Origin of the sequence: Nonomuraea sp. MTCD27, assembly GCF_041950495.1 — a bacterium.
Classification (GTDB): Bacteria; Actinomycetota; Actinomycetes; order Streptosporangiales; family Streptosporangiaceae; genus Nonomuraea.
In genome coordinates, this window is sequence record NZ_JBGNUW010000015.1 from 254,907 (window position 1) to 279,044 (window position 24,138).

Annotated in this window: 23 protein-coding genes; 11 read left to right on the forward strand and 12 right to left on the reverse strand. The window is 69.4% G+C overall.

What is annotated here, in order from left to right; genetic code table 11:
- Positions 1-582 precede the first annotated feature (582 nt).
- Positions 583-1,464, forward strand: coding sequence for a tyrosine recombinase XerC (locus ACBJ59_RS38380; RefSeq protein ID WP_375115055.1), 882 nt, complete (start codon positions 583-585; stop codon positions 1,462-1,464).
- A gap of 155 nt (positions 1,465-1,619) precedes the next feature.
- Here ACBJ59_RS38380 and ACBJ59_RS38385 read toward each other — a convergent pair whose 3' ends face one another.
- Together ACBJ59_RS38385 and ACBJ59_RS38390 are read right to left on the reverse strand one after the other, a co-directional pair.
- Positions 1,620-3,026, reverse strand: coding sequence for a peptidoglycan DD-metalloendopeptidase family protein (locus tag ACBJ59_RS38385; RefSeq protein WP_375115056.1), 1,407 nt, complete (start codon positions 3,024-3,026; stop codon positions 1,620-1,622).
- Between the two features lie 321 nt (positions 3,027-3,347).
- Complete coding sequence (locus ACBJ59_RS38390) at positions 3,348-4,691, reverse strand: MFS transporter (protein ID WP_375115057.1); 1,344 nt, start codon at positions 4,689-4,691, stop codon at positions 3,348-3,350.
- Between the two features lie 193 nt (positions 4,692-4,884).
- Here ACBJ59_RS38390 and ACBJ59_RS38395 point away from each other — a divergent pair, with 193 nt between their 5' ends.
- The 7 genes from ACBJ59_RS38395 (at position 4,885) to ACBJ59_RS38425 (ending at position 12,018) form a co-directional block, all read left to right on the forward strand.
- The gene (locus ACBJ59_RS38395) at positions 4,885-5,058 is read left to right on the forward strand and encodes a hypothetical protein (RefSeq protein ID WP_375115058.1); all 174 of its coding nucleotides are present in this window, start codon (positions 4,885-4,887) and stop codon (positions 5,056-5,058) included.
- 86 nt (positions 5,059-5,144) lie between these two features.
- Entirely contained in the window at positions 5,145-5,768 is a 624-nt protein-coding gene (locus tag ACBJ59_RS38400; protein WP_375115059.1) for an ArsR/SmtB family transcription factor, read from the forward strand.
- A 691-nt stretch (positions 5,769-6,459) separates the two neighbouring features.
- Positions 6,460-7,422, forward strand: coding sequence for a 30S ribosomal protein S2 (gene rpsB, locus ACBJ59_RS38405; RefSeq protein ID WP_375115060.1), 963 nt, complete (start codon positions 6,460-6,462; stop codon positions 7,420-7,422).
- 1,379 nt (positions 7,423-8,801) lie between these two features.
- Positions 8,802-9,635: a translation elongation factor Ts gene (gene tsf / locus ACBJ59_RS38410; RefSeq protein ID WP_364126954.1), complete on the forward strand. Its 834-nt coding sequence runs from the start codon at positions 8,802-8,804 to the stop codon at positions 9,633-9,635.
- 145 nt (positions 9,636-9,780) lie between these two features.
- The gene (gene pyrH / locus ACBJ59_RS38415) at positions 9,781-10,479 is read left to right on the forward strand and encodes a UMP kinase (protein ID WP_043634871.1); all 699 of its coding nucleotides are present in this window, start codon (positions 9,781-9,783) and stop codon (positions 10,477-10,479) included.
- Positions 10,480-10,522: 43 nt separating this feature from the next.
- A complete protein-coding gene (gene frr, locus ACBJ59_RS38420; RefSeq protein WP_364126957.1) occupies positions 10,523-11,080 on the forward strand; it encodes a ribosome recycling factor in 558 nt (185 codons plus the stop codon).
- 98 nt (positions 11,081-11,178) lie between these two features.
- Positions 11,179-12,018 (forward strand): phosphatidate cytidylyltransferase, encoded by an 840-nt coding sequence (locus tag ACBJ59_RS38425; protein ID WP_375115061.1) that lies wholly within the window; start codon positions 11,179-11,181, stop codon positions 12,016-12,018.
- A 49-nt stretch (positions 12,019-12,067) separates the two neighbouring features.
- On the opposite strand, the gene ACBJ59_RS38430 is transcribed toward ACBJ59_RS38425, so the two are convergent.
- A complete protein-coding gene (locus ACBJ59_RS38430) occupies positions 12,068-13,090 on the reverse strand; it encodes a suppressor of fused domain protein (RefSeq protein WP_375115062.1) in 1,023 nt (340 codons plus the stop codon).
- Between the two features lie 119 nt (positions 13,091-13,209).
- Between ACBJ59_RS38430 and rlmN the strand changes: the two genes are divergently transcribed.
- The gene (rlmN, locus tag ACBJ59_RS38435) at positions 13,210-14,310 is read left to right on the forward strand and encodes a 23S rRNA (adenine(2503)-C(2))-methyltransferase RlmN (RefSeq protein WP_375115063.1); all 1,101 of its coding nucleotides are present in this window, start codon (positions 13,210-13,212) and stop codon (positions 14,308-14,310) included.
- Positions 14,311-14,424: 114 nt separating this feature from the next.
- On the opposite strand, the gene ACBJ59_RS38440 is transcribed toward rlmN, so the two are convergent.
- From ACBJ59_RS38440 to ACBJ59_RS38450, 3 genes are read right to left on the reverse strand one after another with little or no spacing between them, the layout of a single operon-like run.
- The gene (locus ACBJ59_RS38440) at positions 14,425-15,138 is read right to left on the reverse strand and encodes an SGNH/GDSL hydrolase family protein (protein WP_375115064.1); all 714 of its coding nucleotides are present in this window, start codon (positions 15,136-15,138) and stop codon (positions 14,425-14,427) included.
- Between the two features lie 37 nt (positions 15,139-15,175).
- On the reverse strand, positions 15,176-15,844 hold the full coding sequence (locus tag ACBJ59_RS38445) for a hypothetical protein (RefSeq protein ID WP_375115065.1): 669 nt from the start codon (positions 15,842-15,844) through the stop codon (positions 15,176-15,178).
- The gene (locus ACBJ59_RS38450; RefSeq protein WP_375115066.1) at positions 15,841-16,575 is read right to left on the reverse strand and encodes an ATP-binding cassette domain-containing protein; all 735 of its coding nucleotides are present in this window, start codon (positions 16,573-16,575) and stop codon (positions 15,841-15,843) included. Before ACBJ59_RS38450 ends, ACBJ59_RS38445 begins: the two co-directional genes overlap by 4 nt.
- A 115-nt stretch (positions 16,576-16,690) precedes the next feature.
- Here ACBJ59_RS38450 and ACBJ59_RS38455 point away from each other — a divergent pair, with 115 nt between their 5' ends.
- Complete coding sequence (locus ACBJ59_RS38455) at positions 16,691-17,212, forward strand: DivIVA domain-containing protein (protein WP_375115067.1); 522 nt, start codon at positions 16,691-16,693, stop codon at positions 17,210-17,212.
- Here ACBJ59_RS38455 and ACBJ59_RS38460 read toward each other — a convergent pair.
- Positions 17,209-17,856: an HAD-IA family hydrolase gene (locus tag ACBJ59_RS38460; RefSeq protein ID WP_375115068.1), complete on the reverse strand. Its 648-nt coding sequence runs from the start codon at positions 17,854-17,856 to the stop codon at positions 17,209-17,211. The two genes, ACBJ59_RS38455 and ACBJ59_RS38460, sit on opposite strands and share 4 nt — an antisense overlap.
- 19 nt (positions 17,857-17,875) lie before the next feature.
- On the opposite strand from ACBJ59_RS38460, the gene ACBJ59_RS38465 reads away from it, so the two are divergent.
- Positions 17,876-18,364 carry a GNAT family N-acetyltransferase gene (locus ACBJ59_RS38465; protein WP_375115069.1) on the forward strand — a complete coding sequence of 163 codons (489 nt, stop codon included), beginning with the start codon at positions 17,876-17,878 and terminating at the stop codon, positions 18,362-18,364.
- A 27-nt stretch (positions 18,365-18,391) separates the two neighbouring features.
- On the opposite strand, the gene ACBJ59_RS38470 is transcribed toward ACBJ59_RS38465, so the two are convergent.
- From ACBJ59_RS38470 to iolC, 5 genes are all read right to left on the reverse strand, one after another.
- The gene (locus ACBJ59_RS38470) at positions 18,392-19,375 is read right to left on the reverse strand and encodes an AI-2E family transporter (RefSeq protein WP_375115070.1); all 984 of its coding nucleotides are present in this window, start codon (positions 19,373-19,375) and stop codon (positions 18,392-18,394) included.
- 61 nt (positions 19,376-19,436) lie between these two features.
- Positions 19,437-21,284 (reverse strand): 3D-(3,5/4)-trihydroxycyclohexane-1,2-dione acylhydrolase (decyclizing), encoded by a 1,848-nt coding sequence (gene iolD / locus ACBJ59_RS38475; protein WP_375115071.1) that lies wholly within the window; start codon positions 21,282-21,284, stop codon positions 19,437-19,439.
- Positions 21,281-22,123 (reverse strand): 5-deoxy-glucuronate isomerase, encoded by an 843-nt coding sequence (gene iolB, locus ACBJ59_RS38480; protein WP_375115072.1) that lies wholly within the window; start codon positions 22,121-22,123, stop codon positions 21,281-21,283. Before iolB ends, iolD begins: the two co-directional genes overlap by 4 nt.
- Positions 22,120-23,025: a deoxyribose-phosphate aldolase gene (locus ACBJ59_RS38485; RefSeq protein WP_375115073.1), complete on the reverse strand. Its 906-nt coding sequence runs from the start codon at positions 23,023-23,025 to the stop codon at positions 22,120-22,122. Before ACBJ59_RS38485 ends, iolB begins: the two co-directional genes overlap by 4 nt.
- Positions 23,022-23,966, reverse strand: coding sequence for a 5-dehydro-2-deoxygluconokinase (gene iolC / locus ACBJ59_RS38490; protein WP_375115074.1), 945 nt, complete (start codon positions 23,964-23,966; stop codon positions 23,022-23,024). Before iolC ends, ACBJ59_RS38485 begins: the two co-directional genes overlap by 4 nt.
- Positions 23,967-24,138 lie beyond the last annotated feature (172 nt).

The window sequence follows — 24,138 nt, forward strand, 5'->3', positions numbered from 1 at the left end:
GCCGATGCGGTCAGTACGCGGGTCACGTCACGGCCGATGCGCCGATACACCACCGATGGGCCGATGCGGGGTTCGGCGGATTGGTGGGTTGAGGTGATGTGGCCGCTGTGGCCGGTGTGGGCCGCTTCTTATGGCGGGTGTGATGGCGGATGGCCCCCTGTGCTGGGTGCGAGAGGGTCTGGCAACTATGAGCGGCGGCGTCGATGATGTTGTGGGTTGATCGAATGCGGTCTCGTCTTTGGGGCTGTGGACACCCAGGATGATCGATCGCGGCGGCGTGGCGACGCCTTCGGTAGTGGCCTGTGGCACGGCGGGGAGGCGCGAAGCGTCCGGATCGGCTCCGTAGGCGCGCACCGTCGCTTGCCTGTCGAGCCCTTTCGTGCGGAGCGGACAAGGTGCGTTTGTCGGTATCGGTGGTTGGTGCCTGTGGCAGGGCTTCGGCAATTGGTCGGTTGTTGCGGTGTGACGGGCGCTTTCAGGGTGCGTCGGTTGTTGCGGTGAGTTGGATGGTTCGGTATTGGTCGTCGTGCGGGCGGCCGATCTACGGCCTTTGGGTAGTTCCGGTGCCGAAGGGGGTGGGGCGTGGACAGGGATGAGGTCGTAGCGGAGTTCGGGCGGTATTTGCGGCTTGAGCGTGATCTTTCTCCGCATACCGTTCGGGCGTACCTGACCGACGTCAACTCTCTGCTCGACCACACCGGTGGAGTGCTTGAAGGCCTTGATATCGGGATGCTCAGGGAGTGGTTGGCTGGGCAGCATGCGGCAGGGAAAGCGCGGGCCACGCTGGCCCGCAGGACGGCCTGCGCCCGTACGTTCACCGCGTACTGCTATCGCCGGGGATGGCTGACGGTCGATCCCGGGCTGCTGCTTGGGAGCGCCAAGGCGCCTCGGCCTTTGCCGGCCGTACTCGATCAGCGGCAGGCGGAGGCCGTTCTGGAAGCGCCCCCTACGGGGGAGCCCAAGGAACTGCGGGATCAGGCGCTGCTTGAGATGTTGTACGCCACTGGTGTGCGGGTGAGTGAACTCTGCGCGCTCGATGTCGATGACGTGGACCGCGAGCGAAACGTCATCAGGGTGTTGGGCAAGGGGCGCAAAGAGCGGTCGGTGCCGTTCGGGGCGCCTGCTCTGCGGGCGTTGGACCGGTGGTGCATCCATGGGCGGCCATTGTGGGTGCGGGCCGGGTCGGGCCCGGCTCTCTTTCTCGGGGTGCGGGGTGGTCGCATTGACGCGGGGACCGTACGGCGAGTGGTGCACGCTCGGCTGGCTCAAGTAGATGGGGTGCCTGACATGGGTCCGCATGGGTTGCGGCACAGTGCGGCGACCCATCTGCTCGAAGGCGGTGCGGATCTGCGTAGCGTTCAGGAGTTGCTTGGGCATGCGTCGCTGAACACCACGCAGATCTATACACATGTCTCGATCGAGAGGTTGCGTGCGGCCTATCGGCAGGCGCATCCGAGGGCGTGATCGGTGAGTGGGCGCCGTTCGGCTGGGGTGGTTTGGTGGGTGAGTGGGTGAGTGGGTGAGTGGGTGAGTGGGTGAGTGGTGCTGGATGGCTTTCGGAGGTTGAGGTCGGGGTTGGTGGGTGATTGATCGGTCTGTACGCCCATGTCGGGGTGGTTTCAATGCGGGCCGGGGGACGTTGGTGGGCGGCGTTTGCGTGTCTGGCTTCTGTGACGCCGGCGCTTGCGGTGTTGGCCCTTGGGCGGGGTGTGCTGGATTGGGCGGGTATGGCGTTTGAGGCGGGTTCGGCGTAGGGCGACGATCAAGATGACGGTTCCTAGCACTGTCCCGAGGCCGATGATCGTGGTGGTGGCGTCCGTAGCGGCGGTGAGCGGTGTTGTGGCGGCGCGTGTTAGGGACTGGATGCTCTCTGTTAAGCCGCGGTCGCGCGGCGGCGGTGGGATGGCTGTCTGGGGAGTATGGCCGTTGTTGTCGCTTTGGCTGCTCTGGCGGCTGTAAGAGGCGGTGAGGGTGAGAGTGAGGTCGGCGCTTGTGATGGGTGGTGGCGTGATCTGAAGGGACTCTGCTGGTGCCGCTGACGGGTGGTGTGTGCGATCGAGTGGTTGCTGCTTGCTCGGCATGGTGATGTGGGGTGGGCGATGGAACGTTCGGGGATTGGTGGCAACAAGCCTGTTCGGGGGCGGAAAGTTGTGGGGTTCAAGAGGGTCGAGGTGGTCGGCGGTTGTTGTCTTGGGCCAGAAGGGGAGTAGGCGGGTGGGGGCGTGGCCCAGGAGTTGGAGTGGGTTGAGGTAGCGGGCGTCGCGTATAAGACCCCAATGCAGGCACGACTCCTCGCAGTGCGGTTTCGCGGCTTCTAGAACGCCCAGTTTGGCTCCGGGTGCTATGGGATCGCCGCGGCGTACAGAGGCTGTCACCGGAAGGTAGGTCGTGCGTAGGCCGTTGGGATGATCGATGGTGACGACGCCTTTGCCGGCGACGGGGCCGGCGAAGCGGATTGTGCCTGGGCCTGCCGCCAGGACCGGAGTGGCAGCGGGGGCGGCCAGATCGATGCCACGGTGGCCGGCGAGCCAGGGCTCGGGTGGTGGGGTGAAGCGGCGCACGATCCGGGGCTGTCCGTCCAGCGGCCAGCGCCAGGTGGAAGGAGAGGCTCTGGCTAGGGTTGTCGGCGTTGACAGGACCAGGGCCGTGGAGATGAGCGCCAGCAGCGTGGCGGCTCTTCTGGAAGCTGTTGAGGGGTGGCGTTCGGGTGATGGTGGTGTTCTGGTCGGGTCGCGGTTGGGCAGCGTCGGTGCTGGTGGGTGGTGGGCGGAGGCTGGGGTCGGTGTTCGTGGGTGGGGGTTGAAGTGTGGTGTCTGGTTCGTTCTGGGGTGGCGGGATGGACTAGCCGGTCTTGGTCTATGGGGGATGGGATTGGCGAGGTGGAGCCGTGGCCACGGTCGAGGCCGTGGCTGTGAGGGGGGCTTGGTCGCGGTGGGTGTTGGGGCGTGGGGGATGTTGGTGCGGTGGGCTGCGGGAGTTGGCGAGAGGGTCGGCGAGGCGGGGGTGGGGGTGGTGTGGGTGTTCATGGTGGGCAGTTTGGCTGCGGCGCCTCGGGTTGCGAGGCGGTGAACCTCGTTCTGTGGATGAAGGGGTGAGCCGGTGCCTGGCCTGTGGATGAAGCGGTTGGGCGGTGGTGCAGAGGCGGAATGATGGGGGTGCGGGTTCAAGGGTGGGGCTGCGATCGGAAGTGAACCTGCGGTCGGAAGGTGGGGCGGCGGCCTACGGCGGGTCTGCGGTCGGACGGCGGGGGCTGCGGCCCGACGGCGGGAGCTGTGGTCCGGGGGCGGGATCGTAGGGACTGGCGGTGTGGAGGGTGGAGTGCCGGTTGGGAGAATGAGGCTGGCTGGTTAGAGCCAGGAATGGCGCCTGGAATCGATCAAGTGGTTCACGGACTTGGTGAACGACGGGGCGGGAACTCTGAGGTCGGGGGATGCGAGCTCGGGGCGGCGGGGGCGATGGGGGCGGATGGGAGACGTCCAGATCCAAATGGTGCTCATGGCTATGCCTGCCGCGCAGATGAGGACGACTGAGCGCAGGCCGAGGAGTTCGGCCAGGAAACCGCCCGCGAGGCCGCCGAGGGCGAGGACGCCTTGCACTGCGAAGGTCATGGTGGCGTTGACGCGGCCGCGGAGCTCCGGGGTGGTTTCGCGGAGGATGATCGCACCCATGCAGGTGGCGAAGGCTACGACTATGCCGCCTGTGATCGTGCCGGTCAGGGCGAGTAGCGAGAGTTTCCACCACAGGGGGCCTGTCAGCAGGCCTACCGCGAGGATTTCCACGGGGAAGAAGATCACTGCGAAGAGGAGAATGCGGTTCTCGCCGTAGCGCTTGCACAGGCGGGCCGTTATCCAGGCTCCGAGCAGGCCTCCGGCTCCGCTCAGGGCGATGAGGACGCCGATCAGGCCCTTGGGGATGTTGAGGGTGTTCAGCATGTAGAGCATGTAGACGGCTGTGTAGGCCATGGCGAAGAAATTGATCGTTACGCCGGCGCCGAGGAGAGCGCGTAGCACCGGGTGGGTGACGCTGGCCTTCAGGCCTTCCACGACGTCGCGCCACATGCCTTTGGAGGCCGCCGGGGTGGCCTGCTCACGGGTTCTTATCGTGCGCAGCAACAGGGCTGAGGTCAGGAATGACAACGCCTCCGCCAGTACGGCCAGAGGCGCTGTGAGGAGCTGTACCAAGAGGCCGGCCAGGCCGGGGCCGCTGACTGAGGCGACTGAGTAGGAGGCATGGAAGCCCGCCATCGCCTCGGTGCGCTGGGTCGGCTCGACCACTGCTGCCACATGAGGGAAATTCGCGGCTTTGAAGAGCACCCCAGCTGTGCCGATCACGAGGGCCACGACGATCAACCAGACGACATTCAGTACGCCGAGGAGCCAGGCGACGGGGATCGTGGCGGCGGCTGCGCAGGAGACAAGTTCGCAAGCGATCATCAGCGGGCGGTGGCGGGTGAGCCGGTCGGCGATGGCGCCCGACTGGAGGCCGAACAGGAGAGCCGGGACGGAGGCGGCGGCGGTCAGCATGCCCATCTGGGAAGGCGAGGCGGTGAGCAAGGTGATCGCGGTCATGGGGATGGCCAGCTTGGACACTTCTGAGCCGGTGATCGAGATTGTCCGAGCTGTCCAGAGCAAGCGGTAATCGCGTTGTTTTCTCAGGGGGATGGGGGAAGGAGGGCTGGAGTGATCGATCACGGTGTTTGGAGGGTGCGGGGGCGTTGCCGCTTTGGGTGGTTCGGGGGTGTGGTCGGGGGTGGTCTGAGTGCGGTTCAAGGGGGTGGGTGGTGGTGTTGGTGATGGGATCCGAGGGCTTGGGTGCTGGCCTGCACCGGTCCGGGTCGTCCCGTTGTCGGCCGCCGCGGTCCCGGTCATCTCGGTCTTGGAGGCCGTGGTCCCGGTTGTCCCGCTGCTGGTCGCCGTGGACTCGGCCGACCTGTTGTCGGCCGCTGCGGTCCCGGTTGCTCTGCTGCTGGCGGCCATCCCAGTCCCCGTGCAGTCGGCCGCCGCGGCGGGTGGCTCGGGGGTGGCGTTCTTGGTGCGTGGGGTGCTGGGAATCTTCTGAAGGGAATGCTTCATAAGTGTGAAGGTATTCCTTCACAACTGTGAAAGCAATGCTTCGGATCTGGGGATGGGTAGTACCTTTGGCACATGACGCAGGGCAGCGAGGGGCTCAGTGATCCCAGGGCGATGCGGGCGCTGGCTCATCCGGCGAGGTTGATGATCCTGAACAGGCTTGCCGTGGAGGAGAGTGCCACCGCCACCGAAGTGGCGGAGATAGCGGGGATCACGCCTAGCGCCGCGAGCTATCACCTGCGGATGTTGGCCAAGTACGGGTTCGTGGAGGACGCGCCGCCACGGGGAGATGGCAGGGAGCGGCTGTGGAAGGCCGTGGACAAGCGGCTCAGTGTGGGGATGGAGCCCGATGATCAGCCTGAGGTTCGGGCTGCGAAGGTCTCGTTGATCGCGGCGTTTCGGCGAGAGGTCAATGAGGAGGCGGAACGGGCCCTGGCGCATGTCGACCAGGAATCCGCGGAGTGGCGTGACGCGACCCTGTTCGGCCGGTATCGGATCAGGGTTGACGCTGAGGAACTGGCGCGGCTGAACCGGGAGATCGAGAAGTTGCTCGAGCCGTATGCTGCGCGGCATCGGAGCGAGAAGGTTGCGCCGGAGGGGGCCAGGATCGCGGAAGCGCAGGTCAATCTGTTTCCGGTCGCGCCGAGGGCGGTGCCGGGGCTGCCTACCGAGGACCATGACGCGCCGCGCCCTGAGTGAGCTGCGCCAGTGTGGCTGTGGCGGTGCGGTTTGTGGCAGGGGGGGTGGCAGTGGGGTGGGGACGCGCGACGATCTGCGAGTACGGGGTGGCGCGCGGCGAGGCCGGGGTGGGTCGGTGGTGCTTGCTGAGCTTGGGTGGTGCCAGGCGATCCGAGGCAGCGGGGGATGGCGTGCGTGGTGAGACTGTGCCGATGGGTGGTGTCGCGGCAAGCGACGGCGTGGGTAGTGGTGCGTTGTCTTGGGACGGCTGTGGTGTGTTGATGGTTGTCGTTATCGCAGCTCCTCACGGTGGTGGGTGGGGGCACGGCCGACTGGACGGTCGTTTGAGCGTCCTGTTGCCTTCCCCAATGGTTGGCTGGGCTAGGGCCTTGAGGTGGTTGGTGGCGTCTGGGGTGGGGGCTGGTGGGGTGGCCCATGGGTCTTTTGAGGTGGGTGGGTGGTGGTGTCGCGGAGGGGTGGGATGTCCGTTTGACCGCAGACGGTCAGCCTGGGGTGGTGTGGGAGGTAGACTTTTCGATGGCCTGTGACCACAGGCCGACTTCGCATGCCCCATTGCGGACCGTGCCATCGGTCCGGGCCAAGTGCCCGGCGGGAGCGGGTTCGGGGCATCAGGGCGGCAGACAGCGCGCTGCCGCGGCACAACCGAGAACCGCGCCCATCCGCAGGGCGCCCAGACCTGGAGGACCAGCACATGGCCCCCGTCGTCACCATGCGACAGCTGCTCGAGAGTGGCGTTCACTTCGGTCACCAGACTCGGCGCTGGAACCCGAAGATGAAGCGCTTCATCTTCACCGAGCGCAACGGCATTTACATCATCGACCTGCAGAAGTCTCTGTCGTACATCGACCGCGCCTACGACTTCGTGAAGGAGACCGTCGCTCACGGCGGCACGATCCTGTTCATCGGCACCAAGAAGCAGGCTCAGGAGGCCATCTCCGAGCAGGCCGCCCGTGTCGGCATGCCGTATGTCAACCAGCGTTGGCTGGGTGGCATGCTCACCAACTTCTCCACCGTGCACAAGAGGCTGCAGCGTCTGAAGGAGCTCGAGGAGCTCGACTTCGACAACGTCGCGGGCTCGGGGCTCACCAAGAAGGAGCTCCTGATGCGCCGCCGCGAGAAGGACAAGCTCGAGCGTACGCTCGGCGGCATCCGTGACATGGGCCGCGTGCCCAGCGCGGTGTGGATCGTCGACACCAAGAAGGAGCACATCGCGATCAGCGAGGCCAAGAAGCTTGGCATCCCTGTCGTCGCGATCCTCGACACCAACTGCGACCCCGACGAGGTCGACTACCCGATCCCGGGCAACGACGACGCGATCCGCGCCGTCGGCCTGCTCACCAGGGTCGTCGCCGACGGTGTCGCGGCCGGTCTAATGGCTCGCTCCGGCGCCGCTCGCGGTGACGAGAAGCCGGCCGCCGCCGAGCCGCTGGCCGAGTGGGAGCGCGAGCTCATCGAGCAGGGCACCGGCGAGCGCGCGGCCGACGAGGCCGTGGCGGCTCCTGAGGCTGCTGCCGAGGCCGCTCCCGAGGCCGCTCCCGAGGTTGCCGCTGAGGCTGCTCCCGAGGCTCCCGCTGAGGAGAGCGTCGCTGCCGCCGAGGAGAGCGCTCCGGTTGAGGCCCCCGCTGCCGAGGGTGAGACCGAGCAGCAGGCCTGAGGTCTGAGCCAGAGGCCTTGGTGAGGGCGCGGGTAGGCTGCTGACGGCCCCGGATTCGAGGGTCGGCAAGGGCTTACGGCAGTTCGGCCGCAGGCTTCTCGTGACCTGAATGAAGGTCTCGGGTGGCCGGGGCTCCTGGCGACAGGGGCTCGGGCGGCCGGACTCGTGAGATTCCGATCTTGGGTGGCTGGGCTCCTGGCATTTCGATCGCGGATGGTCGGGGTGCGAGGGGTCGGCCAGCAGGGTCGGGAGCAGTGTCCTGATCATGGCTTGGCCGCGCAGGGCAGGCGTTCCTGACAGGAGCACAGCCTGCGCCAGCAGGGTTGTGGCGCCGGGTGAGGGCAGTTGCCCAGGCTCGGGTGAACACGGCAATGCAGGGCAAGGCGAGCGGAACAAGCAAGGCAACGTGACAGCTGAATATGGAAACCACCGGCGGGTCAGAGTCCTGGGTGGTCGGTCAGGCAAGGTGCGTGTCCTGGCTCGGCAAATGGCTGAGCTAGGACGGCACGCCGGGCGAGGCGACTCCAGGGCTCAGGCGGTAAGCCAGGCCGAAGCGACGTGGTACCGGGCCGAATCGAAGTAGTGCCGGCCCGGACCGAAGCAATGCTGGGCCGGACTGAAGCAGTGCTGGGCCGGACGGAAGCGTCAGGCGTCGAGGTGAGGTGGGTGGTCGGACAGGGCTGGGGCGGGTGCCTCGGTCAGGCCCGATGGCCGCCGAGCCGAGATGGCACGGCGAGGTTAGGCGCAGTGAGGTCGATCGCCGGGCTGAGCTCAGAAGATGGGCGAGGTGAGGTGGTTGGCGGGCCGGGAGCGCGGTGCTGAGGTGAAGCGGTCGCCGATCCGTGGTGGTGCCCTGGTGAGGCGGTGGCTGCTCCGAGGCGGTGTCCAGGTGAGGCGAAGGTCGAATCTGGGTGCCGGGCCTTGGTGGGCGGCGGAGCCGGGGTTACCGCGTTCGGGCCGGCTGGTGGCTGATCTTCGGCACGGCGCCGGGGTGAGGTGATCGCCGTCCTTCGGTCCGGGTGGCCGGGGTGAGGTGATTGCCGAACTGCGGCGCGAGGGCTGGGGTGAGGTGATCGCTGAGCTTGGTCCAGGTGGGCCTGTGAGGTGGTTGCCGAGCTTTGGTGCGAGTGCCGGGGTCAGGTGGCTGGAGCGGGGCCGTGAGCTTATGTGAGGCGGTGCTGAGCTGAGGTGGTAAGCCGAGGCAAGGCTGGGCAGTATGCCGGGCGAAGCAGCAGCAGAGCCGGGCTGAGCCGAGCCCCGCGCAAGACAACGCTCCTGTACGGCACACGCCTGCCGTACGAACCCAGGGTGGGTGACCGGATCCCGGTGCCCGCCCGATCCACGATGACGACGACGAAATCCCACAAGGAAAAAGAGCAATGGCTTCCGTGAACATGGCCGACGTCAAGCGGCTTCGCGAGATCACCGCTGCCGGCATGATGGACTGCAAGAAGGCGCTGGAGGAGTCCGAGGGCGACTTCGACCGCGCCATCGAGCTGCTGCGTCTCAAGGGCGCCAAGGACGTGGGCAAGCGTGAGGCCCGTACCGCGTCCAACGGCCTGGTCGCGCTCAAGCAGGACGGCGACTCCTCTGCCGCGCTGCTCGAGCTCAACTGCGAGACCGACTTCGTGGCCAAGGGCGAGCGCTTCCAGGAACTGGCCTCCCAGGTCGTCGCGCACGTCCTCGAGACCAAGCCCGCCGACGTGGCGGCGCTCCTCGAGTCCGCCTTCGACGGCAAGACCGTCAAGGAGCACCTCGACACCGCCAACGCCGCGCTCGGTGAGAAGATCGAGATCCGGCGGTTCGCGGTGCTGGAGGGCGGCTACATCGGCGCCTACATGCACAAGACCGACCCGGCCCTCCCGCCGGCGGTCGGCGTGCTGGTCCAGCTGGACAAGCCGAACGCCGAGGTCGCCAAGGACATCGCGCAGCACGCTGCCGCGATGGCCCCGCAGTACCTCAAGCCGGACTCCGTGCCCGCCGAGGTCGTCGACAAGGAGCGCAAGCTCTTCGAGGAGATGACCCGCGAGGAGGGCAAGCCGGAGGCCGCCATCGGCAAGATCGTCGAGGGTCGCGTGAACGGCTGGTACAAGGACTTCACGCTGGTGCAGCAGGCCTTCGTCAAGGACAACAAGAAGAGCGTGGGCAAGTACGCTGACGAGAACGGCGTCGAGGTCCTCGGCTTTGTCCGCTTCAAGGTCGGTCAGGCTTAGGCTTAGGCAAGCTGCCAGCTCAACGATCCACCGAATGAAGGAGGCCGCCGCCGTGCAGGACCACCGGGAGTCAGCCCACGAATCCACACGGACGGCGGCTTCCTCATCTCAAAACCCGCAAGGTCCACTCAGGTGGAAGCGGGTGATGCTGAAGCTGTCAGGAGAGGCGTTCGCCGGCAGCGAGCCGCTGGGCATCGATCCGGTGGTCGTCGATCACCTGGCCGATTCGATCGCCGAGGCGGTCAAGGAGGGCGTGCAGGTCGCGGTCGTGGTCGGCGGCGGCAACATGTTCCGTGGCGCCACCCTGTCGCAGGGCGGCATCGACCGGGCCAGAGCCGACTACATGGGCATGCTCGGCACGGTCATCAACTGCCTGGCACTGCAGGACTTCCTCGAGCGGCGAGGCGTGGAGACCCGCGTACAGACCGCCATCACCATGCAGCAGGTCGCCGAGCCGTTCCTGCCGCGCCGCGCGATCAGGCACCTCGAGAAGGGGCGCGTGGTCATCTTCGGCGCGGGGCTCGGCTCGCCGTTCTTCTCCACCGACACCGCGGCGTCCCAGCGGGCCCTGGAGATCGGCGCCGAGGCGCTGCTCAAGGGCACGCAGGTGGACGGGATCTACGACTCCGATCCACGCAAGAACCCGGACGCGGTCAGGTTCGACCATCTTGACTACGGCGAGGTGCTGCTGCGTGACCTCGCGGTCATGGACGCCACCGCGATCAGCCTGTGCAAGGACAACGATCTGCCGATTGTGGTCTTCGACCTCATGGGCGAGGGCAACATCCTGCGAGCGGTGCGCGGTGAGAAAATCGGCACGCTGGTGAGTCCCGCAGGCAAATGAGGGAGCGAGCCCGACACCGCCAGCTAGAAGACAGGGAGCCGCTGTGATCGACGAAACCCTCCTCGAAGCCGAGGAAAAGATGGACAAGGCCGTTTCGGTCGCGAAAGAGGACTTCGCGAGCATCCGTACGGGCCGCGTCACCCCCTCGATGTTCAACAAGATCAACGCCGAGTACTACGGCACGCCGACGCCGATCCAGCAGTTGGCGTCGTTCCACGTGCCTGAGGCGCGCATGGTGCTGATCCAGCCTTACGACAAGAGCTCGATGACCGCGATCGAGCGGGCTATCCGCGACTCCGACCTCGGCGTCAACCCCACCGACGACGGTAACGTGATCCGCGTGACGTTCCCGGAGCTGTCCGAGGAGCGCCGCAGGGAGTACATCAAGGTCGCCAGGAACAAGGGCGAGCACGCCAAGGTGTCGATTCGCAACATCCGTCGCTCCGCCAAGGAAGTCCTCGACAAGATGATCAAGGACGGCGATGCGGGCGAGGACGAGGTCAGGCGGGCCGAGAAGGAGCTCGACGACCTCACCCAGAAGCACGTCGCCAAGATCGATGAGCTGCTCAAGCACAAGGAAACCGAGCTGCTCGAGGTCTGAGCGGCGCGCCGCACGGCGGACCGCGTCCAGTGGGCCGCCGCAGGTCTGCACCTACGGCCCTCGCCCGACGGCGGGGGCCGTGGCTCTTGGAGAACTCTGTGGAAGAACGTACGGCTGGCACCAGCTCGAGCGGCGGCAGCCGTACCGGTAGGAACCTGCCTGCCGCGATCGCGGTGGGCGTGGTGCTGGGCGCACTGGTCATCGGCACCGTTTACACGATCAAGGAGCTGTTCCTCCTGGTGGTCGCCGGGGCCGTCGGCGTCGGTGTGCTCGAGCTGACCAAGGCCTTCGCCACCCGTGACATCAAGGTTCCGGCCGTGCCGGTGCTGGTGGGCCTGGTGGCGATGCAGGCGGGGGCGTACTGGGGCGGGCCGCTCTGGTTGCTGGCCTCGTTCGCGGTGTTCGCGTTCGTGCTGCTGATCTGGCGGATGTTCAGCGACGGCACGGAGGGTTACGTACGCGACGCGTCCGCGTCGGTGTTCACGCTGTTCTACCCGGCGATGCTGAGCGCGTTCGTGGCGCTGCTGCTCAGCGAGGACGACGGCAGCCACCGGGTGGTGATCTTCATCGCGGTGACCGTGGCGAGCGACATCGGCGGATACATCGCGGGCGTGCTGTTCGGCCGGCACCAGATGACGGTGATCAGCCCGAAGAAGACGTGGGAGGGCATGGCCGGCTCGATCGTCGCGTGCGTCGCGGTCGGGGCCTGGCTGGTGACGTGGCTGCTCGGCGGGGAGCTCTGGCAGGGTGCGCTGATCGGGGCGCTGGGGGCGCTGCTGGCCACCGTGGGCGACCTGATCGAGTCGATGATCAAGCGGGATCTCGGCATCAAGGACATGGGCACGATCCTGCCGGGACACGGCGGGCTGATGGACCGGCTGGACTCGCTGGTGACGACGCTGGTGCCGGTCTGGCTGCTGATGACGCTGTTCTTCTAGTGCCGCTGAGCTTCCACAGCTTGCTGTTCTGCCTCCAGAGGCTGCTCTTCTAATGTCGCTGGGCCTCCAGGGCCTGTGTGGTGACGGGGGAGAGCCAGAGCCAGCGGACGGCCTCGCCGCCGAACGCGAATCCTGACATGTCGGGCATGTGGGGTGGGTTGGCCTGCATGAGGACGCCCGAATACTGCGCGCCCAGCGGGAACGTCGACGGATCGTGATACCACTTCGCCGTGTGCCCGTGGCCCAGCCACGTGACCGAGTGCCAGGGATACTGTGACAGCCACACCAGCAGCAACGCCGCGTCCCGCGGGTCCTCGCGGGTGGCCACGGCCAGCTCGATCCGGGCGTACGCGCCGGGTTTGTCGATCCACTGCTCCACCGTCGGCATCCGCTGGCAGCTCATCCCGACCGTGGACAGCACGGTGAAGGCGCGGTCGTGGTGCGGCGGGCGTTCGGTGATGCCGACGGTCGGCAGCCGCTCGCCGCTGGCGTCCCAGTATCGGCCCGCCGGTCCCAGCGCCCGGTCCAGGTGGCCCATGACGAACTGCTGGAACGACGGCCAGGAGCCTTCGCTGTGCCGCCAGCGCCAGTAGGATCTGGCGTTCGAGATACGGGGTTGCAGCCCTTCGAGCGCCTCCGACAGCGCCCACGCGAACGGTGACTCGCCCACCGCGTCGCGCGCGTAGCCGGGCATGCCCCGGCTCATGTCGGCCCAGCCGGGGATGACCGCCAGCAGGTCGTCGTCCTCGTAGAGGGCCACGCCGTCGCCCTCCTCGAACCACAGCGGGCTGAGTTGCCCGAGCGGCCGGCGGCCCTCCGGGTGCAGCGTGTTGGGCCTGGGCATCAGCGGCGGCAGGCCGGCGTTGATCCGGGGAAGGTCGACCACGGGCGGGGCGGGGCGATGGTTGGCCAGCCAGACGGCGCCGTGGACCGTGCCGTCGGGCGAGCACAGGTAAGCTACCGAGGAGTCCTCGTCCCGCTCGACCACGAGCGTCCGGCTCCCGTACGGGTTGCCGGCGGCGAGCACGACCTCGGTGCCACCCTCGCCAGATGCCGACCGAAAAATCGCCATACGAGATGACTGTAGATCGGGCGGCGACCAAGACGCGAGCCGTACCGTGACCAGGAATGCCACCTCCGATCCGAACGTTCACTACCCTGGTCGACAACCCCTCAAGCAAAGGCAGTAACGTGTCCCAGCCTCCAGGTCAGCTCACCTTCGTCGCGCCCCGGCGGGCCAAGCCCGCCCGGCATCTGGCCGACCTGTCGATGGCCGACCGGCGGGCCGCGGTCACCGAGCTGGGCGAGAAGGCCTTCCGGGCCGACCAGCTCTCGCGCCACTACTTCGAGCGCCTGACCACCGACGTGGCCGCCATGACGGATCTGCCGGCGACGTCCAGGGAGAAGCTGTCGGCGCTGCTGCCCGACCTGCTCACGCCGGTCAAGGAGCTGACCACCGACGGGGGCACGACCCGTAAGACGCTGTGGCGGTTGTTCGACGGCGCCCTGGTGGAGTCGGTGCTCATGCGCTATCCCGACCGGGCCACGATGTGCGTGTCGTCCCAGGCCGGTTGTGGCATGAACTGCCCGTTCTGTGCCACGGGCCAGGCGGGGCTGACCCGCAACATGTCGACGGCCGAGATCGTCGAGCAGGTCGTCTCCGGGGCCCGTGCGCTGGCCGCCGGGGAGGTGCCCGGTGGGCCCGGGCGGGTGAGCAATGTCGTGTTCATGGGCATGGGCGAGCCGCTGGCCAACTACAAGCAGGTGATCGGTGCGGTGCGCCGCATGGTCGAGCCGGCGCCGCACGGGCTGGGCATCTCGGCGCGGGGCGTCACGGTCTCGACCGTCGGGCTGGTGCCGGCCATCGGCAAGCTCGCCGACGAGGGGCTGCCGGTCACGCTGGCGCTGTCGCTGCACGCGCCGGACGACGAGCTGCGCGACACGCTGGTGCCGATCAACACGCGGTGGAAGGTGGCCGAGGTCCTCGACGCGGCCTGGGCGTACGCGGCCAGGACGAAGCGGCGGGTCTCGATCGAGTACGCCCTGATCAAGGACATCAACGACCAGGAGTGGCGGGCCGACCTGCTCGGCAAGCTGGTCAAGAACAAGCTCGTGCACGTCAACCTGATCCCGCTCAACCCGACGCCCGGCTCCAAGTGGACGGCCTCACGGCCGGAGGACGAGCGGGCGTTCGTGCGGCGGCTGCAGTTCCACGGGGTTCCGGTGACGGTGCGCGACACGCGCGGGCGCGAGATCGACGGCGCCTGCGGGCAACTCGCCGCCGCCGAGTAACCCCACCCGCAACCGGCACAGCGCACCGTCGAGTAGCCACTCCCGGCACAGCGCGCCGCCGAATAGCCGCTCCTGGTACGGCGGCTTCCGGCGGTGGCAGGTCCGGCGCAGGGGTCAGTGGGGGGCGATGGAGCGGGTGACGAAGCCCTCGACGAGGTCCGCGATCATGGCCGCGCCGCGCCCGTTCAGGTGGATCGTGTCGGTGGTGAGCTGGAGGCCCCGGCGCTTCGAGATCGTGTCCAGGCTGCGGCCCAGCAGGAAGTGCTGCATCGCGGCGGTCTGCGCAAGCAGGCCCTCCGCGCGGTAGGGCGTTCCGGGTGTCCGGCCCCGCTCCTCCAGGTACGCGGTCATCCGTTCGTTGAGCGGCAGGTACGTGACGCCCTCCCGAGCCGCGACCCGGCGGACGATGTCGCTGTACTCGGCCGCCCGCCGTACCGGGACCGAGGCGAGGTCCTCGCCGATCACCGGCAGGGAGATCAGCGCCACGCGGGCCATCGTCTGGTCCTGCAGTCGCCGGGCGACGGCGGCGAGGTTCGCGGCGTAGTCCGCGGCGGTGGGGTCGGCGGCGAGCTTCCAGCGCCTGCGCAGCGCCCGGGCGCGCTTGCCGCTCAGCGTGGCGTTCGCGTCGTTGGTGCCGATCAGCACGGTCACCACGTCCGGGTCCTGCGCGATGACGGCGTCGAGTCGCTTGACCAGCTCGGATGACGGCTCGTGGTTGACCCCGGCGTTGATCACGGTGTCATCGGGCAGCCGGGCCCGGAGCAGGGCCACGTAGTCGGCGCTCACCTGGCCGCGCGTGATGCTGTCGCCCAAGCAGATCAGTTTCACCGTCGCCTCCTCCATGGGTGGGTGAGTGCTTACTAACCTACACCCTCCGCCGGACCCACACGTAGGCTCCCAGGCCGACGACGCACCAGGCCAGCGAGATCGAGGCGAGCTGGGGGAACTGGGCGACGAGGTCGCCGGAGTTCGCGGCCTTCATCCAGCGCAGCAGCGGGACCGTGAGCCAGTACAGCGAGGTGGCGCTGACCAGCAGCATCGCGATGAAGCCGAACAGCAGCGTCATGATCGACACGGCCGGGGACGGGAGGACGGCGCGGCTGGTGAGAGCGCCGAGCGCGGTTCCGGCCAGCGCGGACAGGGCGTACAGGAGGAGGGCCGCGCCCAGCACGCCGGAGGACGGCGATCCCGTGATGCCGAGCAGCATGGCCCAGCCGAGGGCGAGCGCCGCCAGCACGGCACACGCCGCGAACGCCGCCAGCAGCCCCGCCACCACCTCCCTGCCCCGCCCGCCGACCTGGACCGCCGACATCTCGCGCTGCCGGTCGGGCTCGGTGTCGAGCAGGCTCCTGGCCGTCCAGGCCAGGACGGGGATGATCAGGACGCCGCCGTCCGTGAGCACGGTGGCCTCCTCACCCCTCGGCGCCCGGTTGCCGTGGATGACCGCCTGCATGGCCAGCATGAGGAGGAGCGCCTGGTAGACGCGGTGCGAGCGGACGTACGCGGCCAGGCGGAAGGCGGCCAGGGCGATCACCGGGTCTCCTCGATCTCGCGCGTCCGGTAGCCCTCGTCGCGCATCCTGGCCAGGAAGCGCGGGAGCTCGTCGGCGGGCAGGGTGACGGCCACGGTGACCGGTGCTGTGGCCTTGGAGCGTTCGGCGGCGGTCGCCGCCGTGCCCTCCTTGAGCCGGCCGTCCACCACGGACCACTGGCGGACACCCGGGAGGCCGCGCAGGCCGCCCTGGTGGTCGCTGGCGATGACGATGCCGCCCCGGCCCGCCACCTCGGTCGCGATCGAGGGCAGCGTCTCGCGCGTGTCGACGTCCAGACCGGCGAACGGCTCGTCCAGGATCAGCAGCCCCGGCTCGGCCATCAGCGCCTGGACCAGGCCGACCTTGTGCGCGCTGCCCTTCGACAGGTCGCCCAGCGGGGTGTCGAGGAGGTGCCCCATGTTCAGGCGCTCGGTCCACGGCTCCCAGCGGGCGCCGCCGCGTACGCGGGACATGTGCCGCAGGTAGGCCGTGACCGTGAACGGCTGGCCCGTGGGGAACCGGTCAGGGGCGAAGCCGACGACCGGCGGGCGGTCGGCGATCGTGCCCGCCGTCGGCCGTGCCAGGCCCGCCAGGAGGCGGAGCAGAGTCGACTTGCCGGCTCCGTTCACGCCGGTCAGCTCGATCACGTCGCCGGGGGCGAGGTGGGCATCGGCGTCTTCGATGACGAAAGAATCACGCCTTCGGTAGCGGAAAGAGACCCTGGACAGACGCATGGTCCTGTAACGGTATATGTCGGGTCGCAGGGCCGTCATAAAGGTCCGACAATGGAGGGACCCCAGCACATCTCAAGAGGAGTGAGGCTTGAACCGCTTTCCGCGCGTCATGGGTATGCGTTCAGGCTATGACCCCGTCGAAGTGGACGCCCTGATCGGACGGATCGAGGCGACCCTGGGCCGGGGATCGCACACCCTGGAGCCCGTCACCGCCGACGAGGTACGTACGGCCACGTTCCGCGCCAAGCGCGGCGGCTACCAGGAGACCCCGGTGGACTTCGCCCTGGAGGCCTTCGTGGTGGCACTGGAGACCCAGGCCAAGCGCCCCGTACGCCTGGCCATGGCCGAGCCCACCGGCGAGCTGCTCCGCGAGGAGTGGTTCGAGTCCCAGGCCGCCCGGGTGGAGCGCGTGGCCTTCCGCCCCGGCCGCATGGGCACCGGCTACAACGAGGACGAGGTCGACACCTTCCTCGACCGGATCGTGGCCACGCTGCGCGGCACGACCGACTACCCGCTGACGGCCAAGGAGGTGCGGGAGGCGAAGTTCTCGACCGTGATGTTCAGGTCCGGCTACCTGATCGCGGACGTGGACTCCTTCCTCACGGGCATCGCCGAGGTACTGGAGCAGCGGGTCTAGGCGGCCTCCACCGCGGTGAGGAGGCCGCGCAGGTCGGGCAGGACCCGCTGGACGACCGTCGGGTCGGACGGCCGGTCGCCGTGACGGTTGATCCACACGCGCGGCAGGCCCAGCCGGTGCGCGGGCACCAAATCGTGGAAGTAGCTCTGGGCCACGTGCACCCACACCTCCGGCTCGTACGAGCGCCGGAACAGCTCGAAGTGCGCCTCCGCCGGTTTGTACGCCCCCGCGTCCTCCGCCGTCACCACCGCGTCGAACGGCACGGGCAGCCGCCGCCGGGTCTCGGCGATGAGGTCGCGGTCGCAGTTCGTCAGCAGCGCCAGGCGCCACCCGGCCGCGCGCAGCGCCGACAGCTCGGGTCCTACCTCGGGGAACACCGGCCAGTACGGCAGCGTCGCGGCCAGCACCGAGGCGTCGTCCGCGGCCAGCTCCACCTTCTCCTCCGCGCACGCCCTGCGCAGCGCCTCCGCCAGCACGTGGCGGTAGCGCAGGCCGGGGGACTCGGTCTGGACGGCGTGCTCGTGCCGGTTGTACGCCTCCAGCAGCCGTGCCCCCTGCCCGGGAGCGATCAGCTCGGCGCTGGTGTGGATGCCGTGCCGCCAGTCGATCAGAGTTCCGAAACAGTCGAACGTAGCCCATCGCATAGGTCTCATAATGACGGTCATGGCAATCTCCGTGCGTTCCATCCGGCCGGACGACCTGCCCGTGGTCACGCGGGTGATCAGCGGGAGCTGGGGCGGCACCACCCTGATGGTCCTGGGGCGCGGCGAGCTGGTGGACACCACGAAGCTGCCCGGGTTCGTCGCCGAGGTGGCCGGTGACGTGGCCGGCGTCGTCACGTACATCGAGGACGGGGACGCCGTGGAGGTGGCCTCGCTCGACGCCGTGCTGCCCGGCAGGGGCGTCGGGCGGGCCCTGCTCGACGCCGTGCGGGCGGCGGCGGCCGAGCGCGGCGCGGCCCGGCTCTGGCTGGTCACCACCAACGACAACACGCACGCCCTGCGCTTCTACCAGCGTTACGGGTTCGACCTCGTCGCGCTGCGCAGGAACGCCATGGACCGCGTGCGCGAGCTCAAGCCCGGCATCCCGGCCGAGGCCGACGGGATCCCGATCAGGCACGAGCTGGAGCTCGAACTGCTCCTCGATCCCTAGCGCGACGGCCGGGGCGGCCCGGAGCGGTCAGACGGTCTTCGTGCGGTGCAGCAGGGCGACGATGACCGAGGTCACCGGGGCGGCCAGGAAGGCACCGGCGATGCCCGCGATCACGCTGCCCACCGTGATCGCCACCAGGATGACCGCGCCGGGCAGGTCGAGCGCCTTGCCGTAGATCTGCGGCGCCAGCACGTGCCCCTCGATCTGCTGCACCGCCACGGTCACGGCCACCACGATCAGGGCCACCAGCACGCCCTTCGACACGAGCGCCACCACCGCGGCCAGCAGCCCCGCCATGAACGCCCCCACCACCGGCAGGAACGCCCCCACGAACGTCAGCACCGCCAGCGGCAGCGCGAGCGGCACCCCGAGGATCCACAGCGCGATCCCGATGAAGAACCCGTCGACCGCGCCCACGATCGCGATGCCGCGGATGTAGCGGCCGATCACCGAGAAGACCAGGTGGCCGGTCTCGGCCAGCCGCGTTCTGGCCGAGGCCGGCGCCAGGCCGATCAGCCAGCGGAAGAGCCTGTCGCCGCCGTGCACGAAGTAAACCGACAGGATGACCGCCAGCACGGCCCCGATGACGATCTCGCCCACCGTCCGCACCCCGGCCAGGGCCCCGCTGGTGACCTGCCGGCCCTGGGTGGACAGGTAGTCCCTGGCCTGGTCGATGAGCTGCTGGTCGTCGAGGCCGAACCGGGCGGTCAGGCCGTGCAGGTCGTCGAGCACCTTGCCGACGCTGTCACGCAGCTGCGACACGCTGTCCACCGTGGGCGGCACCAGCAGCGCGAAGAGCGCGCCCGCCAGCAGGAGGCCGCCGGTGAAGACGATCGCGGTGGCGAGCGCCCGGCCGAGCCCGCGCGACCTGAGCCACCTGGCCGGGGGCAGCAGCAGGGCCGTGAGGAAGACGCCGATGATGATCGAGATGGCCACCGTCCGCACGTGGTAGAGGCAGAAGAAGGCCACCGCGATGACCGCGAACCAACCCAGCAGCCGCCACGGCCCCATCCCCTGCCCCCTATCGTGCCTGGTCAGAGGAGTTCCCCCAGGTGATCGGAGGCAACCCTGCTCAGCCGGGCGGTGCCAGGCTCGGGCGCTGGGAGCGCTTGTTCGCCTCGTACGTCTCCCGCGCCGCGTACGTGGCGCTCGTCGTCGCCACCTGCGCCACGGGCACGTCCCACCACGCCTCGGAGGACGGCGCGTCGTCGGCCAGGGGGTCGGTGCGGACGTAGATCACCGTGGTCTCCGCCGCCGAGCGGGCCGCGTCGAGCGCCTTGCGCAGGTCGGAGATCGACTCCGGGCGCAGCACCGTGGCCCCGAGGCTGGCCGCGTTGGCCGCCAGGTCCACCGGCAGCGGGCCGCCGTCGCGGCGCTGGTAGGAGGTGCCGAGCCGCTCCGCGCCGACGCTCTCGGACAGGCGGCCGATGGAGGCGAAGCCGGAGTTGTCCACCAGGACCACGACCAGCTTGACCCCCTCCGAGACGGCCGTGACCAGCTCCTGGGCCATCATCAGGTAGGAGCCGTCGCCCACCAGCACGAACACCTCGCGCTCCGGGGCCGCCATCTTCACGCCCAGCCCGCCGGCGATCTCGTAGCCCATGCAGGAGTAGCCGTACTCGACGTGGTAGCTGCCCGGGCCGCTGGGGCGCCAGAGCTTGTGCAGGTCGCCGGGCATCGACCCGGCCGCGCACACCACCACGCCGTCGTCGCCGGCCGCCGCGTTGACCGCGCCGATCACCGCGGACTGCGCGATGAGGGGCCCCTCCGCCGCGTACGCCGCGTCCACGGCCGCGTCCCACACCCGGGTGAGCTCGGCGGCCCGCTCGCGGTAGGCGGCGGGAGTGCTCCAGCCCGCGCACGCCTCGGTCAGGTCGGCCAGCCCCTCGCGGGCGTCGGCGACCAGTTGCAGGCCGGACAGCTTGGCGGCGTCGAAGCCGGTGATGTTGAGGTTCACGAATCGGGCGCCAGGGGCGAAGATCGTCCTGGAGGCGGTGGTGAAGTCGCTGTAGCGGGTGCCGACGCCGATGATCAGGTCGGCGTCGCGGGCCAGCGCGTTGGCGGCCGTGGTGCCCGTCGCGCCGATGGCGCCCATCGCCAGCGGGTGCCCGTGGGGCAGCGCGCCCTTGCCCGCCTGCGTCTCGGCCACCGGGACACCGTGCGCCTCGGCGAACGCGCGCAGCTGCCCGGTCGCCTCGCTGTAGATCGTCCCGCCGCCGGCCACGATCAGCGGGCGTTCGGCCGCCCTGATCAGCTCGGCGGCCCGCGCGAGGGCCGAGCGCTCGGGGCGCGGCCTGGGGATGTGCCAGACCCGGCGGGCGAACAGCTCGTCCGGCCAGTCGAACGCCTCCGCCTGCACGTCCTGCGGCAGCGCCAGCGTCACCGCGCCGGTCTCGGCCGGGTCGGTGAGCACCCGCATGGCGGCCAGCAGCGCCGAGGGCAGCTGCTCGGGGCGGTTGATCCGGTCCCAGTAGCGGGAGACCGGCTTGAAGCAGTCGTTGACCGAGATGTCGTAGGAGCGCTGGTCCTCCAGCTCCTGCAGCACCGGGCTCGCGACGCGGGTGGAGAAGATGTCGCCGGGCAGCAGCAGCACGGGCAGGCGGTTGATGGTCGCGCCCGCCGCGCCGGTGATCATGTTGGTCGCGCCGGGGCCGATCGAGGTGGTGCAGGCCAGGGTGGCCAGCCGGTTGCTCGCGCGGGCGTAGGCGGCCGCCGTGTGGACCATCGCCTGCTCGTTGCGGCTCAGGTGGTAGGGCAGGTCCTCGGTGGAGGTGGCCAGCGCCTGGCCGAGGCCGGCGACGTTGCCGTGGCCGAAGATGCCGGTGCAGCCGCCGAAGAACCGGCGCTCCGCGCCGTCGCGCTCGCTCCACTGGTGGGCCAGGAAGCGTACGACGGCCTGCGCGACGGTCAGCCGGATCATGGGGTCCTCCCGAACGGCAGTCTGGGGTCGATGGGCCGGCCGTCCCAGGAGGCGCGGATCCAGGCGTGGCGGGGGTCGTCGCAGAACGCCATCGAACGTTGCTCCGCGGGGCCTGCCAGGACGTTCAGGTAGTAGAGGTCGTAGCCGGGGGCGGCCATCGAGGGGCCGTGGTAGCCGTACGGGACGAGCACCACGTCGCCCGAGGAGACCTCGGCCAGGGTGTCGATCTGGCCGCGCTCCGAGGAGTAGACGCGCTGGTAGCCGATGCCCTGGTCGGCGACCTCGAAGTAGTAGATCTCCTCCAGCACCGCCTCGCCCGGGTTGGGGGTGTCGTGCTTGTGCGGCGGGTAGGAGGACCAGTTGCCGTCGGGGGTGAGCACCTCGACGGCCATGAGCTTGTCGCAGCCGTCGAACGCGTCGGGGGAGCAGAAGTTGTTCACCTGGCGGGTGGCCTGGCCGGCGCCCCTGATCTCGACGGAGACCTCGGCGGCGGCGATGTAGCGGGGGGCGAGCGCGCGGGTGGCGCGGGCCGAGGGGAGCGCGATCCGCCCGGAGCCCTCCAGGGTCACATGCGTAGAAATCGGGATATAGGCGAAATCAGAGGGGCCGTCGAAGACCGACGACCGGCCGTTCAGCACGAACAGGTCACCCGGGATCGTGACGGTGCAGGAGCCCGCCAGGGGGAGCACCAGCAGCTCCTCCTCGCCGGTGTCGAACGAGATCGGGGCGTCGGTCAGGTCGGCGATGCGCAGGCCCGAGTACGTCCAGCCCGCCAGGGACGGGGTGATCTCCACCGACCAGGGACCGCTGGCGGTCTTGCCGTACGGAAGGTAGGTCATGCGCGGGCCTCTCGCACCAGTGCCGCGGCGCCGTCCACGGCCGTGGCGACGTCGTCGTCCGGAGGGTAGAGCAGGGCGCGCCCGACGACCAGGCCGCGCACGCCGGGCAGGCTCAGCGCGCGGTGCCAGTCGGCGTAGGCGGCGTCGATGTCGGGCGGGTCGCCGCCGAGCAGCAGGGCGGGCAGCGTGGTGGCGGCCATCACCCGCTCCATCTCGGCCACGGCCGGAATCTTCAGCCAGGTGTAGGCCGAGGTCACGCCGAGCGCCTGGGCGACGCTGATGGCGCGGATCACGGCGTCGGGCGACAGGTCGTTGCGCAGCACGCCCGACTCGGAGCGCAGCGACCAGAACGGCTCCACCATGGCCACCAGCCGCCTGCGGGCCAGGTCGGTGACCGCGCGGGCGCACGACTCCAGCGTGGCCACGGTCGCGTGGTCGGAGGGGTCGATGCGGCAGAGCATCTTGCCGCCGTCGAGCCGCATGGTGTCGATCGAGGCGGCGTCGAAGCCGGTGAAGCGGTCGTCCAGCTCGAACACCGAGCCCTGCAGGCCGCCCCGGTTCATGGAGCCGAAGGCCAGCTTGCCCTCCAGCGCCCCCAGCAGGAGCAGGTCCTCGAGGACGTCGGGGGAGGCCAGGATGCCGTCCACCCCCGGCCTCGACAGGGCCAGGCGCAGCCGGTCGAGCAGGTCGGTGCGGCTGGCCATGGCCAGCGGCCGGTCGCGTACGCCCAGGGCGCCGCGGGCCGGGTGGTCGGCCGCGATGATCAGCAGCCGCTCACCCTCGCCGGGCAGGCCGCGCCGCTCCCGGCGGGCCGCGGCCGCGGCGATCTCCTCGGGGCTGGTGGCGCGGATGTGGGTGAGCCGCCCGTAGTCGGCCGCCCTGGACAGCGTGATGTCGCTCAAGAGCGCGCCCCGTTCAGCAGATCGTCGACCTCGTCGGTCGTCGGCATGGCGTCGGCGCAGGCCAGACGGGCGGCCACGAAGGCGCCGGCCGCGTTGGCGAAGCGCAGCGTGCGCTCCAGCGGCCAGCCGCGCAGCAGCCCGAGGCAGATGGCGCCACCGAACGCGTCTCCCGCCCCGATCCCGTTGACCACCTTCACCTCCATGGGCTCTACCAATGCGCTCTCCTCGGAGGTACGCGCGAAAACCCCTTCGGGGCCCATTTTCACGATCGCGACGCGTACCCCGGCGTCCAGCAGCGCCTGCGCGGCGGCCTCCGGATCGCGTACGCCGACCGCGACCTCGACCTCCTCCAGGTTGCCCACCGCGACGTTCGCCCGCGGCAGGGCCCGCCGCGCCGCCTCGTGCGCGGCCTCCGGCGACTCCCACAGCGCGGCCCGGTAGTCGAGGTCGAACACCGTCCACCCGGACGAGCGGACCGCCAGCGCGGCGGCGTGGGCGGCGGCGCTCGGCTCCTGGCTCAGCCCCGTCAGCGAGAACCAGAACAACCCCGTCGCCGCGATCGCCTCCAGGTCCAGCATGGACGGCGAGAGCTGCAGGTCGGGCGGGTGCTCGCCGCGGTAGAAGTAGATCGGGAAGTGGTCGGGAGGGAAGATCTCGCAGAACGTCACGGGCGTCGGCGGGCCCTCGATGGTGTGCACGAAGGCGTCGTCCACGCCGAAGCCGCGGATCGCCCGGCGCACGTAATCACCGAACGGGTCCGCCCCCACGCCGGTGATCACGGCGGGGCGCAGCCCGTGGCGCGCCGCGGCGACGGCCACGTTGGTCGGGCTGCCGCCGAGGAACTTGCCGAAGGTCTCGACGTCGGCCAGCCCGACACCGGTCTGCAACGGATAGACGTCGACGCCGCAGCGGCCGATCGTGATCAAGTCGTACAACAGCACCTCCAGGGACGGAGCTTACCCGCGACACTATGGCATATTGTCATGACATCTGGATGTCCGCTATGTTGCGCAATGTGCCCCGGCCGAAACCCCGGCGCCGCACATCGCATAGTGTCGGACGGTTAGATCGCTCCCGGTCGAGCAAAGACGCAGCATGCGGGCACATCCTCGA

Coding starts and splice junctions, on each gene's coding strand:
- ACBJ59_RS38400 (WP_375115059.1), top strand. CDS start 5,145: ATGACGCAGGGCAGCGAGGGGCTCAGTGATCCCAGGGCGATGCGGGCG.
- ACBJ59_RS38470 (WP_375115070.1), bottom strand. CDS start 19,375: ATGGGGCCGTGGCGGCTGCTGGGTTGGTTCGCGGTCATCGCGGTGGCC.
- iolD (WP_375115071.1), bottom strand. CDS start 21,284: ATGATCCGGCTGACCGTCGCGCAGGCCGTCGTACGCTTCCTGGCCCAC.
- iolB (WP_375115072.1), bottom strand. CDS start 22,123: ATGACCTACCTTCCGTACGGCAAGACCGCCAGCGGTCCCTGGTCGGTG.
- ACBJ59_RS38385 (WP_375115056.1), bottom strand. CDS start 3,026: ATGAACACCCACACCACCCCCACCCCCGCCTCGCCGACCCTCTCGCCA.
- ACBJ59_RS38450 (WP_375115066.1), bottom strand. CDS start 16,575: ATGCGTCTGTCCAGGGTCTCTTTCCGCTACCGAAGGCGTGATTCTTTC.
- ACBJ59_RS38455 (WP_375115067.1), top strand. CDS start 16,691: ATGCGTTCAGGCTATGACCCCGTCGAAGTGGACGCCCTGATCGGACGG.
- rpsB (WP_375115060.1), top strand. CDS start 6,460: ATGGCCCCCGTCGTCACCATGCGACAGCTGCTCGAGAGTGGCGTTCAC.
- ACBJ59_RS38460 (WP_375115068.1), bottom strand. CDS start 17,856: ATGCGATGGGCTACGTTCGACTGTTTCGGAACTCTGATCGACTGGCGG.
- ACBJ59_RS38430 (WP_375115062.1), bottom strand. CDS start 13,090: ATGGCGATTTTTCGGTCGGCATCTGGCGAGGGTGGCACCGAGGTCGTG.
- pyrH (WP_043634871.1), top strand. CDS start 9,781: ATGCTGAAGCTGTCAGGAGAGGCGTTCGCCGGCAGCGAGCCGCTGGGC.
- tsf (WP_364126954.1), top strand. CDS start 8,802: ATGGCTTCCGTGAACATGGCCGACGTCAAGCGGCTTCGCGAGATCACC.
- ACBJ59_RS38465 (WP_375115069.1), top strand. CDS start 17,876: ATGGCAATCTCCGTGCGTTCCATCCGGCCGGACGACCTGCCCGTGGTC.